The organism is Hylemonella sp. GW821-FHT10B10 (genome assembly GCF_059415585.1).
In genome coordinates this window covers 1121745-1137163 of sequence record NZ_JBWKNN010000001.1, presented here as the reverse complement: position 1 = coordinate 1137163, position 15419 = coordinate 1121745, and the positions used below count along the sequence as shown (strand labels likewise).

Sequence of the window (15419 nt, the reverse complement as noted above, 5' to 3'; positions counted from 1 at the left end):
GCGCGCCGGGGGATGAGCGTTTCGGAACGGCCGTGCACGCTCAAGCCTTATTTCTTGGGCGCTGCGCCCTGGCCACGGAAGACCTTGAAGAACTCCGAGCCGCTCGGGTCGAGCACCATCACGTCGTTCTTGCTGGCGAAGCTGGCCTTGTAGGCCTCCAGGCTGCGGTAGAACTGGGCGAAGGAGGGATCACGGCCGAAGGACTCGGCATAGATGCGTGCAGCCTCGGCGTCACCCTGGCCCTTGATCTTCTGCGCGTCGCGGTAGGCATTGGCCACCGTCACCTCGCGCTGGCGGTCGGCGTCGGCCCGGATCTTCTCGCCCTCGGCCGCACCGGTGGAACGCAGTTCGTTGGCCACGCGCTTGCGCTCGGCCGTCATGCGGCCGTAGACCGATTCGGTGATGGACTCCACATAGTCCACGCGCGTGATGCGCACGTCCACCACGTCGATGCCCCAGGGCTTCTCGCCCCGCACGGCCTTGAGCACTTCGTCCTTGACGTCTTCCATCAGCGCCTCGCGCTTGAGCGAGAGCAGCTCCTTGACCGTGCGCTTGTTGATCTCTTCCTGGAAGGCGTTGCGCACCACTCGGTTGAGCTGGCTGGTGCCGGCGGCCTCGTTCAGGCCCACGTTGCGGATGTACTCGGTGGGGTCGCTGATGCGCCAGCGCACATACCAGTCGATCACCACGCGCTGCTTCTCGGCGGTCAGCATGGGCTCGTTGTCCGGGCTGTCCAGCGTGAGCAGGCGCTTGTCGATGTAGGTCACGTTCTGGAAAGGCGGCGGCAACTTGATGTTGAGGCCGGGCTCGGTGATGACTTCCTTGATCTGGCCCAGGGCGTAGACCACGCCGAACTGGCGCTGATCGACCACGAACAGCATGGAACTGGCCAGGGCCAGCACTACCAGCAGAGAGGAAAGGATGAAGCCGATACGGTTCATGTTCTGGTGCTCCTATCGGACTTCGCGTTCACGCGAACGCAGGTTCTGGCGCGAGCGCGCATCGGCGGCGGCCGAAGACGGCGTCGTCTGCGGTGGCGCGGCGGTCGGTGCCGGGCCCTGCATGACGGGTGCCGCGGCGTCGTCGCCGAGCTGCAAGATCTTGTCCAGCGGCAGGTAGAGCAGGTTGGAGCCCTGCTTGGAGTCCACCAGCACCTTGGTCACGTTGCTGTAGATCTGCTGCATGGATTCCAAGTAGAGGCGGTCACGCGTGACCTGCGGCGCCTTCTGGTACTCGGTCAGCACCGAGCGGAAGCGCTGCCCGTCACCCTGGGCCTGGGCCACGATGCGCGACTTGTAGCCCTCGGCTTCTTCCTTCAGTCGCGAGGCGGTGCCGATGGCGCGCGGCACCACGTCGTTGGCGTAGGCCTGGGCCTCGTTCTTCAGGCGCTCGCGCTCCTGGCCGGCCTTGAGCACGTCGTCGAAAGCGGCCTGCACCTGCTCGGGCGGACGCACGCCGCCCTGCTGCAGGTTGATGCCGACGATCTCGATGCCGACCTTATAGCGGTCCAGGATGTCCTGCATGAGTTTGCGCACGCGCGGACCGATCTGGTCGCGTTCCTCGGACAGGGCCGAGTCCATCTTCATCTTGCCCACCACCTCACGCACGGCGGTCTCGGCGGCCTGCACCACGGCGCTGGCCGGGTCGCGGCTCTCGAACAGGTAGGCGCGCGCGTCGTTCAGGCGGTACTGCACGGCGAACTTGATCTCGACGATGTTTTCGTCCGCGGTCAGCATGGCCGACTCGCGCAGGCCCGTGGCCTTGATGACCACGTCGCGGCCGACATCGACCGAGCGAATCTGGGTCACGAAGATCAGCTCATGGCGCTGGATCGGGTATGGCAGGCGCCAGTTGAAACCGGCCCCCACGGTGGACTTGTACTTGCCGAACTGGGTGATGACGGCCTGCTGGCCTTCCTGCACGATGAAGAAACCGGTGCCCAGCCAGATCAGGACCACGATGGCCAGGATCAGGCCGATGCCGAAGCTCGCCCCCTTCATGTCGGGTTGCTTGCCGCCGCTGTTGCCACCACCGCCACGCCCACCGCCGAACAGGCCGGAGAGCTTGCGGTTGAAATCGCGCCAGAGTTCGTCCAGATCGGGCGGACCCTGGGTGTTGCCGGGGCGCGCGCCGCGGCTGTTGCCCTGGGGCGGCGGCACGTCGGATTCGGGGCGTGTCGGCTGCTCGGGCTTGCCCTCGGCGGGCTTGTCGTCGCCACGGCCCCAGCGCGGGTCGTTCAGATTGAACATGCCGCGCAGGCGGCCGGGCCATCGTGCGGCCCAGCGGAAGGCTGGTGCATGGATTTTCATTCTTGGATCTCTCTGTGATCTCGGCTCATGGACCGGTACGCCATCATTGTGCCCAATCAGAATGGGCTTGCACCATTGTCCGGGAAATCAGCCTCTATTTCGGCCGTTTCAGGGGCCTCGGGGACGGTGTCCATGACGCGCTGGGCCAACAGTTGCCGCAAGGCAGGCAGGCCCTCCCCGTCCTGGGCACTGACGAAGATGCGCGGGACAGCCTGGCCGTCGAGTTCGTAGCTGTCCTGAACCCGTGCCGGCCGGCGCTCCGGGCCCAGGGCATCGAGCTTGTTGAAGACCAGCACCTGCGGGATGTGCTCCGCGCCGATCTCGGCCAGCACACGCTGCACCTCGGCGATCTGCTCGGGGAAATTGGGATTGGCGGCATCGACCACGTGCAGCAGCAGGTCGGCGTCCACCGCCTCCTGCAAGGTGGCCTGGAAAGCGTCGATCAGGCCGTGCGGCAGGTCGCGGATGAAACCCACGGTATCGGACAGGGATACGGAACGTCCCGCCTCGCCCAGGTAGAGCTGGCGCGTGGTGGTGTCCAGCGTGGCAAAGAGCTGGTCGGCCGCGTAGGCGCGGGCCTTGACCAGGGCATTGAACAGCGTGGACTTGCCGGCGTTGGTGTAACCGACCAGGGAAATGTTGTAGGCGTCGCGCCGCTCGCGCTGGCGGCGCTGGGTCTGCCGCTGGCGCTTGACCTTGTGCAGGCGCTCCTTGGTGCGCTTGATGGACTCGGCGATCATGCGGCGGTCCAGCTCGATCTGCTTTTCGCCCGGTCCGCCACGCACACCTGCGCCACCAGTCTGACGCTCCAGGTGGGACCAGCGACGCACCAGACGGGTGCTCAGGTACTGCAGGCGGGCCAGTTCGACCTGCAGCTTGCCCTCGTGGCTGCGCGCGCGCTGGGCAAAGATTTCCAGGATCAGAAGGGTGCGGTCGTTCACCGGCAGTTCCAGCGTTCGCTCCAGGTTGCGCTGCTGGGCCGGACTCAGGCTCTGGTCGAACAGGATTTCGCTGGCACCGAGCTGCTGGGCCAGCAGCTTGATTTCTTCGGCCTTGCCGCTGCCCACGAACAGCGCCGCGTCGGGCGCCTTGCGCTTGCAAGTGATGCGTCCGACCGGCTTGAGGCCGGCGGTTTCGGCCAGCAGGCCGAGCTCCTCGAGCTCACCGTCGAAATGCGGCAGGCCGAAGTCGACCCCGACCAGGATGGTCAATGCGGGGGTCTGGTCTGACAAAGCGGTCAAAGAGGAGGCTGCCGGAAAGAAAACGATGGAGATGCCACAGGCCTGCGGCCCGGGCAACCGCCCCCTCTGAACATCAGGAAGCGCTGGGGGTTTCGCCCTCGCCGACCGCGAAATTCACAGCGCGGCCCGGGACGATGGTCGAGATGGCGTGCTTGTAGACCATCTGGGTCACGGTGTTGCGCAGCAGGACCACGTACTGATCGAAGGACTCGATCTGGCCCTGCAGCTTGATGCCGTTGACCAGGTAGATGGAGACCGGCACATGCTCGCGGCGCAGAGCGTTGAGGAAGGGGTCTTGCAGAAGCTGACCTTTGTTATTGCTCACGATATTCTCCGTGTTCAAAAGAGTAGTAAGGAAGTCGTCACCATACCACAGCAGCCTGGTGCCCGCTTGACAAGCGGGGTTAACCCCCGGTAAAGCGTCCGGACTCTAGCCCTCGTCCTTGTCGGCGTAGGGATTGCTCGAGGTCTTGAACTCGATGCGCATGGGCGTGCCCACCAGGTCGAACTCCTTGCGGAACCAGCCTTCGAGGAAACGCTTGTAGGAGTCGGGCACGTGCTCCAGCGAGTTGCCGTGGATCACGATCACCGGTGGGTTCATGCCGCCCTGGTGCGCATAACGCATCTTGGGCCGGAACATGCCGGCGCGCTGGGGGCTCTGGAACTGCACGGCCTGCTGCAGCAGGCGCGTGAGCACCGGCGTGGACATCTTGCAGCTCGCAGCCTTGTAGGCCTGGGTGATCGATGTCCACAGCGGACCCAGACCCTGGCGCTTCTTGGCCGAGATGAAGTGCATGTTGGCGAATTTCAGGAAGGCCAGCCGCGTCTCGATGGAGCGCTGCAGGGTCTGGCGCTGGTAGTCGTCGGTTGCATCCCATTTGTTGACCGCCAGCACCACGGCGCGGCCGCTCTCCAGGATGTAGCCGGCGATATGGGCGTCCTGGTCGGTCACGCCCTGGGTCGCGTCGAGCAGCAGCAGCACGACATTGGCGGACTCGATGGCCTGCAGGGTCTTGACCACCGAGAATTTCTCGATCGCCTCGAAGACCTTGCCCTTGCGGCGCAGGCCGGCGGTGTCGATCAGTTCGAACTTCTGGCCGTTGCGCTCGAACGGCACACTGATCGCGTCGCGCGTGGTGCCCGGCAGGTCGAAGGCCACCAGGCGTTCCTCGCCCAGCCAGGTGTTGATCAGGGTGGACTTGCCCACATTGGGGCGGCCGGCCACGGCCAGCTTGATGACGCCGGGTACCTCTTCCGCGTCGGCCTCGTCCTCGTCGCTCAGGTTCAGCGGTTCCAGTGCGAGGTCGACCAGGGAACGGATGCCCTGCCCGTGGGCGGCCGACACCGGGTACACCTCGCCCAGGCCCAGCTCGTAGAACTCACCCAGCCGGGTGGCATCGGTCATGCCTTCGGCCTTGTTGGCCACCAGCACGCAGGGCTTGCCCAGGCGGCGCAGGTAATTTGCGATGTCATGGTCCTGCGCCGACAGGCCGCCGCGCGCATCGACCACGAAGATCACCACATCAGCCTCGGCCACGGCCTGGCGTGTCTGCTTGGCCATTTCCTTGTAGATGCCGTCCTCGGCCGTGGGCTCGAAGCCGCCGGTGTCGATGACGATGTACTCGTGCTTGCCCTGCTTGCCGTTGCCGTAGTGGCGGTCGCGCGTGAGGCCGGCGAAGTCGGCCACGATGGCGTCGCGCGACTTGGTCAGCCGGTTGAACAACGTGGACTTGCCGACATTGGGGCGGCCCACCAGGGCCAGGACGGGTTTCATGGCGGGCTTTCTTGTTGATTATTCAGGGCGCAGGCCCAACACGCGACCAGCGCGTGTGACCACGACCACGGTGCTGCCCACCAGCACTGGCGTCGCAGCGATGGGCGTGCCATCGGTTTCGATACGGGTCTGCAGGGCGCCGTCCTGGCGGGACAGGAAGTGCAGCTGACCTGCGTCATCGCCCACCACCAGGGCCGGCCCCAGCAGCAGCGGCGAGGTCAGCTTGCGGTAACGCAGCTGGTTCGTGCTCCAGGCGCGTTCACCGTCCCTGGGCCGCCAGGCCACCACGGTGCCGTCGAACTCCACCCCCAGCAGGAGGGCGGCATCCCCGCTCAGGCCGGAAGCGCCGGCCGCGGGTTTGCTCCAGACCAGCGCACCACGCGCCGCGTCAACGCAGCCCAGCGCGGACTGGAAAGCTCGCGTGCAGACCACCGCCCCCTGTCGTGCCACGCCAGCCACCAGGTCGACCAGGCGCTCCACGTCATTGGTGCCACGCGGGGTTGCAATGGGCACTTCCCAGCGGGGCGTGCCGTTGAGCGGGTTCAGGCCCGCCAGGCGGCCCGACAGCCCCACCACCAGGGTGTCGCCCACAGGAATCAGCACACCGGGCTGACGCAGCACCAGGGCTTCACCCGTGCGCGTCTGGTGCCACAGGCGCCGGCCGCTCTGGCCGTCGTAGGCGGCGATGCTGCGGTCCGCGCCCAGCACGAAAACACGGGCCCCGGCGACCAGGGGTGGGGTATAGGACGGCGCCGACAGGCGTTGGCGCCAGAGCTCCTTGCCATCCTGCAAGGCCACCAGTTCATTCTCGGTCGTGACCACGGCTGCATTGCGGCCATCATGACCGACGCCGGCATTCAGCGGCGTGCCCACCTCGAACGTCCACACCGGCTCACCGGTACGGGCATCGAGCAGGCTGACCCGGCCTTCGGTGGACGCCACGCCCACCGTATTGCCAGCCACCTGGAGCAACAGCGGAAAATCAACCCGGCCGATATCGGCGGCCCAGGCCTGGCGCATGCCCAGCAGCTTGGGATCGGGCTGTAGCGGTAGCGGTTCAGGACGGTTGGGCGCACTGGAGCAGGCCAGCAGCAAGGTCGTCAGGGCCAGGGCCACCGCGCCGCGCCATGCGCGCAGCAGGACCGGAAGGCGCAGGATCACTTCTTCTCCCCGGCCGCGGCAGCAGGCGTCAGGCCCAGGGAGGCCAGTTTGACGTCGACCACATTGCGGTAGCTGCTACCGGTTTCCAGACCGGCCCAGGCCTTCTGGTATTCGACACCGGCCTCGGCTTTTTTGCCCTGGGCCAGGTAAACGTCACCGCGGCGGTCGGCCGCCAGGGCGTTGAACTCGGCCGGGAAACTGGCGGAGAGCTGCTTGAGGGCTTCGTCATAGGACTTGGCGTCGAGCAACAGGCCGGCCAGGCGCAGGCGCGCCACGGCCTTGTAGCCTTCGTCCCCGGACTGTTCGCTCACCCAGGCCAGCGCGGCGCGGGCGGCATCATTGCGACCCGCCGAGGCATGCACGGCTGCGGCCAGCAGCGCGGCCTGCTGCGCCTGCGCGGTGCCGGCAAACTTGTCTTTCATGTCAGCCAGGGCGCGGTCCAGGCGGGTGGCGTCGCCGCTGGCGGCGATGCGCTCCACCTCTTCATACAGGGCGGTGGCCTGCACAGCCTGCTTGCGCTGCCAGTACTGCCAGCCGTTCCAGCCGGCGTAGACCGCCAGCAGCACGATCAGCCCCCAGCTGATGAGGCCGCCGTACTGTTTCCAGAATTGCTTGAGCTGGTCAAGCTGCTCTTGTTCTTCGAGGTCAAGGTGTGCCATGTGGTTTCTTCAGATCAGGTGCGGGATTGTAGGCGGGGGGCCCATTCGGCCGCCTGCGCCAGGGGATGGCTGGCTTGCGCGCCGGCGCCGTCGCGCAGCGACTTGACGGTGACTTCGCCGCGGGCCAGTTCGTCGGCACCGAAGATCAGCGCGTAAGACGCGCCGCTGGTGTCGGCCTTCTTGAACTGCGATTTCATGCTGCCCATGCCCTCGCCCGTACCTGCGTGCATCTGCACCTTGAGGCCGGCCGCGCGCAGGGCCTGCAGCACAGGCATGGCCTGCGGCAGGGCCGCAGCATCCGGAATGATGGCGTAGGCATCGGGCACGGGCTGGGGCGACTCGGCGCCCTGCTCTTTCAGCAGTTCCAGCACGCGCTCCACCCCCAGGGCCCAGCCCACGGCCGGTGCGGGCTTGCCGCCGATCTGCTCGATCAGGTAGTCGTAACGACCGCCGCCGCAGATGGTGCCCTGCGAACCCAGGCGCGTGGTGATGAACTCGAAGACCGTGAGGTTGTAGTAATCCATGCCGCGCACCAGGCGCGGGTTGATGCTGTAGGCCACGCCGCTCGCGTCCAGGATGGAGCGCACCTGGTTGAAATGGGCCAGCGAAGCCTCGCCCAGGAAGTCGATCAGCTTGGGCGCGGCTTCCACCAGACCCTGCATGGCCGGGTTCTTGGTGTCCAGGATGCGCAGCGGGTTGCTGTGCAGGCGGCGTTTGGCGTCTTCGTCCAGTTGTTCGACATGTTGCTCGAAATAGGCGATCAGCGCGGCACGGTGTTGCTTGCGTTCCTCGGGCTGGCCCAGGCTGTTGAGTTCCAGGCGCACATCGGCCAGGCCCAGCACCTTCCACAGCGCATCGGCCAGCAGGATCATCTCGGCATCGACCTCGGCACCGGCAAAACCCAGGGCCTCGGCGCCTATCTGATGGAACTGGCGGTAACGACCGCGCTGCGGACGCTCGTGGCGGAACATGGGCCCCATGTAGTACAGGCGCTTGCCGCCTTCGTACAGCAGGTTGTGCTCGACCACGGCACGCACCACACCGGCCGTGCTCTCGGGGCGCAGGGTCAGTTGCTCGCCGTTCAAGCGGTCCTCGAAGGAGTACATCTCTTTCTCGACGATGTCGGTCACCTCGCCCAGGCCGCGTACGAACAGCGGCGTGGGTTCGACGATGGGCGTACGGATGTTGCGGTAGGCGTAACGCGCCATCAGTGCGCGCACCTGTTCCTCGAACCACTCCCAGCGCGCCGAATCCGGCGGCAGGATGTCGTTCATGCCTTTGACGGCAAGCAGTTTCTCTGGCTTGGAGGCCATGTTCTTCTCACTCTTGATGTGGTTCAGACCGTCTCGACGACGGACTTCTTGTGCGCGCCGAAGCGGGCTTCGATGTAGTTCTCGACGATCTTCTGGAATTCCTGGGCGATGCCCTCACCGCGCAGGGTCAGGCGCTTCTCGCCGTCGATGAAGACCGGTGCGGCCGGCGCCTCGCCCGTGCCTGGCAGGCTGATACCGATGTCGGCATGCTTGCTCTCGCCCGGGCCGTTGACGATGCAGCCCATCACGGCCACTTTCATGGCTTCCACACCCGGGTACTGCTTGCGCCAGACAGGCATCTGCATGCGCAGGAAATCGTCGATCTGCTTGGCCAGTTCCTGGAAGGTGGTGCTGGTGGTACGGCCGCAGCCCGGGCAGGCCGTGACGCTGGGCACGAAGATGCGCAGGCCGAGGGCCTGCAGGATCTCGGAGGCGATCACCACTTCCTGCGTGCGCGATTCGCCGGGCTGCGGCGTCAGCGAGACACGGATGGTGTCGCCTATGCCCTCCTGCAGCAGGATGGACAGGGCCGTGGTGGAGGCCACCGTGCCCTTGGTACCCATGCCGGCCTCGGTCAGGCCCAGGTGCAGGGGGTAATCACAACGCTGGGCGAGTTCGCGGTAGACGGAAATCAGGTCCTGCACGCCACTGACCTTGCACGACAGCAGGATCTGCTCGGGTGGCATGCCCAGCTCCTGCGCAAAACGCGCGGAGTCGATGGCCGAGGTGATGAGCGCCTCGTACATCACGGCCTTGGCATCCCAGGGTTGGGGGCGGCGGCTGTTCTCGTCCATCAGGCCGGCCAGCAGTTCCTGGTCCAGGCTGCCCCAGTTCACGCCGATGCGCACGGGCTTGTTCCACTTGAGCGCAGCTTCGATCATCTGGCCGAACTGGCGGTCGCGCTTGTCGCCCTTGCCCACATTGCCGGGATTGATGCGGTACTTGGACAGGGTCTCGGCGCAGGCCGGGTACTGGCTGAGCAGCGTGTGGCCGTTGTAATGGAAGTCGCCTATCAGGGGCACGGCGATGCCCATGCGGTCGAGCTGCTCGCGGATGTGGGGCACAGCCTGCGCAGCCTCGGGCGTGTTGACCGTGATGCGCACCAGTTCGGAGCCGGCCTGGGCCAGTTCCTTGACCTGGATGGCAGTGCCGATGACGTCCACCGTGTCGGTGTTGGTCATGGATTGCACGCGCACCGGCGCGTCACCGCCCACGGTGACGATGTTGTCGCCCCAGGCCACGCGGGCCTGACGCGAACGCCGCACACGCGGCGCGGACTGATCGATGGGACCCGTTTGCTGCACTATTTCACCTCGAATCGGGCCACCCCGCCGCGGGTGACTTCGTCCAGCGGGAAAGGTTTGCCGCGCACCAGCACCTCGGTCACATCGGCGCGACCGATGGTCACGTTGAGCGGCAGCGGGCCGGAGGCGCCCACGGGCTCGCCCGGCTCCACCAGGCGGCTGAGCTGGATGGCGCCCTTGCCGTCGGTGACCTCGATCCAGGACGGACCGCTGGTCTTGAAGATCACGAGACCGGAACTCGCGAGTCGCTTGCGCACGGCCTGCACCTCGGGGGTCACCGCCGCCGGCGCAGGCGTCACCGCCGGTGCTGCCTCGGTGCGCGCAGGCGCAGGAGGGACCTCGGCCGCCTTGACGACCTTGACCGGCGCGGCGGCGGGCTGAACCACCGGCGGCGCGGCCGGGGCGACGGCTTCGCGCACCACCGGCGCAGCGGCCTTGACCGGGGCCGGCGCGGCAGCCACCGGCACTGGCGCGGGCACCGGTTCCGTGGTCTCGGTGGCCGGCGCCGGGGCACGGGTCACAATGGCGCCGATCTCGGCACGCTGTTCGGTCGAGGGAAAGAAGATCAGGACCAGGGCGCCCAGCAGCACGGCCAGCGCGGCCAGCACCATGGGGCGCGAGAGGCGGTCCAGGAACGGCGTCTTGGCCACGTCACCCGGCGTATGGAAAGGCGTGTTCAGGCCGGGTTCGTCGTAATCCAGGCGAGGTACCTTGGACTGCGGCAACTGGGCCAGCACGGGTGCCGCATCGATCTTGAGCGCACGGCAGACGCTGGAGGCCAGGGCCCGCACGAACACCGCGTCGGGCAGCAGGTCCAGACGGTCGGCCTCCAGGGACTCCAGCTTCTTGACCGAGACCTTGAGCGCCAGCGCCAGCGCGGGCAGCTCGACGTTGGCGGCTTCACGTGCCTCGCGCAGCAACTGGCCGGCCGTGGTCTTGGGCACCGCAGCGGCCGGCTCGGCCACGGACGTATCCTGCACAGGCGCGCTGCTGATGGCTGCCTCGTCACTCATTGAATGCTCCCCGCTCAAAAGAACTCAGTTCACGCGATCTCGGATATCGGCTGCGCAGCTGGGTCACCAGCTGGTCACGTGCCACACGGTTGCCGATGCGCTGCTCGACCTTGATGCCAAGCCAGAGGGTCTCGGCATTGGCCAGCTCGCTGTTGTTGATGCGCCGGATGTAGAACTGGGCGCGCGCCGCGTCGCCACGCTGGTACAGCAGCAGTGCCAGGTTGTAGCCCGTCACCGGGTTGCCAGCATCGAGCTCGTAGGACTTGTTCAGGCTGAACTCGGCATCGTTGAACTGACGGGCCTGCATCTGGCACAGGCCCTTGGTCAGCCAGGTCTTGGCCCGGCCGCCATAGGTCGGGTTGGCCAGGGCCTGCGTGTAGGTCTGCACCGCCTCGGTGTACTTGCCCTGCTGGCACTGCATCCAGCCGTAGTTGTGCAGCACGTTGGCGTCGTTCGGGCTGATGGCCAGGGCGCGACGGAAACTCTCTTCGGCCAGGCGCATGTCGTTGAGACGCAGGTAGATCAGGCCGCGCAGGTTGTAGGCGTCGGGGAAATCGGGATCGATCAGGAGCGACTGCTTGACCTCGTCCAGCGCCACCGTGGTCTGGCCCTGCTCGAAATAGCCGCTGGCCAGCTGCAGGCGGGTGCGGGCGCGCTTGCGGATCGCCGGCTCGTCGGAATCGGTGACGATGTCCTGGTTGGCCACAGGTCCCCCAGCGCAGCCGGGCAGGCCGGTCAGCGCGACCAGCGCCAGGCAGGCTGCGAGCAGCCACCGACGGCCAGGGCCGCACATCGCATCAGTCACATTCATGCCTCAAACCTCCTTGGATTGACTCTGCAGGGACTGCATGGGTTGCAGCAGCTTGCGCTGACGTGCCATGCGCTCCTCTACCCCGGTGCGGTCCTTGACGTCGCCGGCCAACTGGCCGCAGGCGGCGTCGATATCGTCGCCGCGCGTCTTGCGCACAGTCGTGACGATACCAGCATCCAGGAGGATTTTGGCGAAGGCCTGCACGCGTTCATTCGGCGAGCGCTTGAGCCCGGAGGCCGGGAAGGGATTGAAGGGAATCAGGTTGAACTTGCACCAGACGCCGCCGGTGGCGTGCTTGCGCACCAGTTCGACCAGCTGGCGTGCGTGCTCGGGCTGGTCGTTGACACCGTCGAGCATGCAGTATTCGTAGGTGATGAAGTCGCGCGGCGCGTGGCTCAGGTAGCGGTTGCAGGCGTCCATCAGCTCGGCGATGGGGTACTTGCGATTCAGCGGCACCAGGTTGTCGCGCAATTCGTCGTTGGGTGCGTGCAGGGAGACCGCCAGGGCCACCGGGCAGTCCTGCGCCAGACGGTCGATCATGGGCACCACGCCCGAGGTGGACACCGTGAGGCGGCGGCGCGACAGGCCGTAGCCATGGTCGTCCAGCATCACCCGCAGCGCGGGGATCAGCTCGTTGTAGTTCTGCAGCGGCTCGCCCATGCCCATCATCACCACATTGGTGATGACACGGTCGCTGCGGTTCAGGTGCTTGCGCAGGAAGTGCTCGGCAAACCAGAGTTGGGCGACGATCTCGCCAGTGCTGAGGTTACGGCTGAAACCCTGGTGGCCCGTGGAGCAGAAACGACAACCCACGGCGCAACCGGCCTGGGAGGACACACACAGGGTGCCACGGTCGTCTTCGGGGATATAGACCGATTCGACCGCATTGCCGTCACCGACGTCGAACAGCCACTTGATGGTGCCGTCGGCGGAGATCTGCTGGGAGATGACTTCCAGCCCCTGGATGCGCGCCGTGGTGGCGAGCTTTTCACGCAGGGACTTGGCCAGATCGCTCATCTGGTCGAAGCCGGAGGCACCCTTCTGGTGGATCCAGCGGAACAGCTGGGTGGCGCGAAAACGCTTTTCACCCAGCCGCTCGCAAAAGGCGGCCAAACCGTCGAGGTCGAAGTCGAGCAGGTTGGCCGTCATTGCATCGTTACATCCGCCTTTCAGCGGCTGTGGATGTTCATGCCGGCGAAGAAGAAGGCGATCTCCACGGCGGCGGTTTCGGGAGCGTCGGAGCCGTGCACGGCATTGGCGTCGATGCTGTCGGCGAAGTCGGCGCGGATGGTGCCCTTGTCGGCCTTCTTGGGGTCGGTGGCGCCCATCAGGTCACGGTTCTTCTGGATGGCGTTCTCGCCTTCCAGCACCTGGAGCATCACCGGGCCGGAGATCATGAACTCGACCAGGTCCTTGAAGAAGGGACGGGCCTTGTGCACGGCGTAAAAAGCCTCGGCTTCAGCGCGCGACAGGTGGGCCATCCGGGAAGCGACGATCTTCAGGCCGGCGCCTTCGAAGCGGGCGTAGATCTGGCCGATGACGTTCTTGGCAACGGCGTCGGGCTTGATGATGGAGAAGGTGCGCTGGATGGCCATGTGAATTCCTGAGTCTGTTTATGAAAATGGGTTTCTGCCCCACCATGGGCAAAGCCTGGTATTTTAACCGGTGTCAGTGACACTTTGGGGGCCAGGGCCGTCCGCCCCGCCCGGGAGAAGCCGGCCGGGTCGCTTTCAGCGCCCGCCGCCCCGTCCACCACGACGCGGCCCGCCGTTGCCACCGCCGCCGCCGTTACCGCGGCGCGGCTCCTGACGCTGGCGCGTGAAGCTGTCGGCACCGATGTAACCAAAGGAGGTTTTCATCGGATCGGGCTGGCCGTCACCGCCGCCGCTCTGGCGTGCATTGCGGTCCTTGTTGCGCCCCTGCTGCTGGCCCTGGCCACCCCCCTTGCGCTGTCCACCGCCGGACTTGTCGCTCATGGGGCCACCGGAACCACGCGGGCCCTGGCCCTGCTGGCCACCGCCGCCACGGCGCCTGTTGCGTCCGCCGCCGGGTTTGCCCTGGGCCGGGGGGCGTTCGCCCCCCTCGCCCGCCGCACCCTCACCCGGGCGGCGATCGGCAACCCGCATCAGGCCGCGGATATCGCCTTCGTCCAGCTCCATCCAGGCGCCACGTTTGAGGCCGCGCGGCAGCACCATGGCGCCGTAACGGATGCGGATCAGGCGGCTGACCGCATGGCCCACGGCTTCGAGCATGCGACGCACCTCGCGGTTGCGGCCTTCGGAAATCGTCACGCGGTACCAGCAGTTGCTGCCTTCGCCACCGCCCTCTTCAATGCTGCCGAACTGGGCCACACCGTCGTCCAGCTGCACGCCCTCGAGCAGGCGCTTCTTTTCCTCGCTGCTCAGGGCTCCCAGCACGCGCACCGCGTACTCACGCTCCAGGCCGAAACGCGGGTGCATGAGCTTGTTGGCCAGGTCGCCGGAGCTGGTGAACAGCAGCAGGCCTTCGGTGTTGAGATCGAGGCGACCCACCGACTGCCACTTGCCCTGGTGCAGCTTGGGCAGCTTGCGGAACACCGTGGGACGGTTCTGCGGGTCGTCATGAGTGACGACCTCACCGACCGGCTTGTGGTAAGCAATGACACGCGGTGGCGGCGGGTCGACGCGCACGCGGATGGCCTTGCCATTGACCTTGATCTGGTCGCCGAACTGGATGCGCTGGCCGATGTGAGCCGGCTCGTTGTTAACCGAGATGCGCCCCTCCATGATGAGCTGCTCCATCTCCAGGCGTGAGCCCATGCCAGCCTGGGCCAGCACCTTGTGCAGCTTGGGGGTTTCGGCCTGCGGCGCAAGCACGCGCTTGGTCGACACATCGGCTTCGGGCGCCTCTTCCTCGGCATCGAACTCACCGGAGACCACGGCCGCAAAATCGACGGCCTGGGGGGGCTGATGGGGTTGGCGCGCCGCCGGCTTGGCGGGCGCGTCGTCGCCGTCATCATCCTCGTCTGAGTCGACAGTCTGTACCAATTGAACAGGTACAGGCGCTTGCGTGTCGCTGTCGGGCTTGGGCGGCGTCACGCCAGGCGTCGGTTCGGTCATGGTTGACTTCCGGTCAGGGCAAAGGGGGTGTCGCTGCCCGACTCGGCCAGGGGCTCGGCCAAGGGCAGCTCGGGCCTATCGGCATCGGGGGACAGGGGCAATTCGTTGAGCACCTCGAGCAGACCCGCCTGCTGGGCCGGGCCTTCCATGAGCGGCAGCTGGTCGAGCGAGGCCAGGCCCAGGTCGTCGAGGAAGTGCTTGGTGGTGGCGTACAGGCCCGGGCGACCCGGCGCCTCGCGGTGGCCGATCACCTCGATCCATCCGCGGTCTTCGAGCTGCTTGATGATCAGCGAGCTGATGGTGACGCCACGGATGTCTTCCATGTCGCCACGCGTGACCGGCTGGCGGTAGGCAATGATGGCCAGGGTCTCGAGCGTGGCGCGCGAATAACGCGGCGGCTTCTCGGGGTGCAGGCGGTCCAGGTACTCGCGCATCTCGGGGCGGCTCTGGAAACGCCAGCCGGTGGCCACGCAGACCAGCTCGACGCCGCGCCCGGTCCACTCCTGCTGCAGTTCTTCCAGCAACTGTTTGATCGTGTCCACGCCCAGGCTGTCGTCGAACAGCACGCGCATGTCGCGCACCTGCAGCGGTTGCTGCGCGCAGATCAGCGCCGTTTCCAGTACACGCTTGGCTTCCGTTGTATTCATGTCTCTTCGAATCCGGGCTATGCATCTAACCGATGCAGGATGAGAGGGGTCTGTAGGAGAGTCGGCCTGCGGATCATCACGATCCCGGA

15 protein-coding genes are annotated in these 15419 nt (G+C 66.4%); all 15 read right to left on the bottom strand.

All coding sequences use genetic code 11. The features are described from left to right. Positions 1–47: 47 nt before the first annotated feature. Positions 48–941 carry a protease modulator HflC gene (gene hflC, locus AC07NT_RS05565; RefSeq protein ID WP_498597432.1) on the bottom strand — a complete coding sequence of 298 codons (894 nt, stop codon included), beginning with the start codon at positions 939–941 and terminating at the stop codon, positions 48–50. 12 nt (positions 942–953) lie between these two features. Next, positions 954–2309: an FtsH protease activity modulator HflK gene (gene hflK / locus AC07NT_RS05560; protein WP_498597433.1), complete on the bottom strand. Its 1356-nt coding sequence runs from the start codon at positions 2307–2309 to the stop codon at positions 954–956. 56 nt (positions 2310–2365) lie between these two features. After that, positions 2366–3550, bottom strand: coding sequence for a GTPase HflX (hflX, locus tag AC07NT_RS05555; RefSeq protein WP_498597434.1), 1185 nt, complete (start codon positions 3548–3550; stop codon positions 2366–2368). A gap of 73 nt (positions 3551–3623) precedes the next feature. Continuing rightward, the gene (gene hfq, locus AC07NT_RS05550; protein WP_498597435.1) at positions 3624–3875 is read right to left on the bottom strand and encodes an RNA chaperone Hfq; all 252 of its coding nucleotides are present in this window, start codon (positions 3873–3875) and stop codon (positions 3624–3626) included. A 105-nt stretch (positions 3876–3980) separates the two neighbouring features. Then, positions 3981–5324 carry a ribosome biogenesis GTPase Der gene (der, locus tag AC07NT_RS05545; RefSeq protein WP_498597436.1) on the bottom strand — a complete coding sequence of 448 codons (1344 nt, stop codon included), beginning with the start codon at positions 5322–5324 and terminating at the stop codon, positions 3981–3983. An 18-nt stretch (positions 5325–5342) separates the two neighbouring features. Continuing rightward, positions 5343–6485, bottom strand: a complete 1143-nt coding sequence (bamB, locus tag AC07NT_RS05540) for an outer membrane protein assembly factor BamB (protein ID WP_498597437.1) — start codon at positions 6483–6485, stop codon at positions 5343–5345. Then, positions 6482–7144 carry a YfgM family protein gene (locus AC07NT_RS05535; protein WP_498597438.1) on the bottom strand — a complete coding sequence of 221 codons (663 nt, stop codon included), beginning with the start codon at positions 7142–7144 and terminating at the stop codon, positions 6482–6484. The genes bamB and AC07NT_RS05535 overlap by 4 nt, the downstream gene beginning before the upstream one ends. Before the next feature lie 14 nt (positions 7145–7158). Next, positions 7159–8457: a histidine--tRNA ligase gene (hisS, locus tag AC07NT_RS05530; RefSeq protein ID WP_498597439.1), complete on the bottom strand. Its 1299-nt coding sequence runs from the start codon at positions 8455–8457 to the stop codon at positions 7159–7161. A 23-nt stretch (positions 8458–8480) separates the two neighbouring features. Further along, a complete protein-coding gene (ispG, locus tag AC07NT_RS05525; protein WP_498597440.1) occupies positions 8481–9761 on the bottom strand; it encodes a flavodoxin-dependent (E)-4-hydroxy-3-methylbut-2-enyl-diphosphate synthase in 1281 nt (426 codons plus the stop codon). Then, the gene (locus AC07NT_RS05520) at positions 9761–10774 is read right to left on the bottom strand and encodes a helix-turn-helix domain-containing protein (RefSeq protein WP_498597441.1); all 1014 of its coding nucleotides are present in this window, start codon (positions 10772–10774) and stop codon (positions 9761–9763) included. Before AC07NT_RS05520 ends, ispG begins: the two co-directional genes overlap by 1 nt. After that, positions 10767–11585, bottom strand: coding sequence for a type IV pilus biogenesis/stability protein PilW (pilW, locus tag AC07NT_RS05515; RefSeq protein WP_498597442.1), 819 nt, complete (start codon positions 11583–11585; stop codon positions 10767–10769). Before pilW ends, AC07NT_RS05520 begins: the two co-directional genes overlap by 8 nt. Before the next feature lie 3 nt (positions 11586–11588). Then, complete coding sequence (rlmN, locus tag AC07NT_RS05510) at positions 11589–12734, bottom strand: dual-specificity RNA methyltransferase RlmN (RefSeq protein ID WP_498597443.1); 1146 nt, start codon at positions 12732–12734, stop codon at positions 11589–11591. A gap of 20 nt (positions 12735–12754) precedes the next feature. Beyond that, positions 12755–13180: a nucleoside-diphosphate kinase gene (ndk, locus tag AC07NT_RS05505; protein WP_498597444.1), complete on the bottom strand. Its 426-nt coding sequence runs from the start codon at positions 13178–13180 to the stop codon at positions 12755–12757. A gap of 135 nt (positions 13181–13315) precedes the next feature. Next, positions 13316–14683, bottom strand: coding sequence for a pseudouridine synthase (locus AC07NT_RS05500; protein WP_498597445.1), 1368 nt, complete (start codon positions 14681–14683; stop codon positions 13316–13318). Beyond that, entirely contained in the window at positions 14680–15330 is a 651-nt protein-coding gene (scpB, locus tag AC07NT_RS05495) for an SMC-Scp complex subunit ScpB (protein ID WP_498597446.1), read from the bottom strand. The genes AC07NT_RS05500 and scpB overlap by 4 nt, the downstream gene beginning before the upstream one ends. Positions 15331–15419 lie beyond the last annotated feature (89 nt).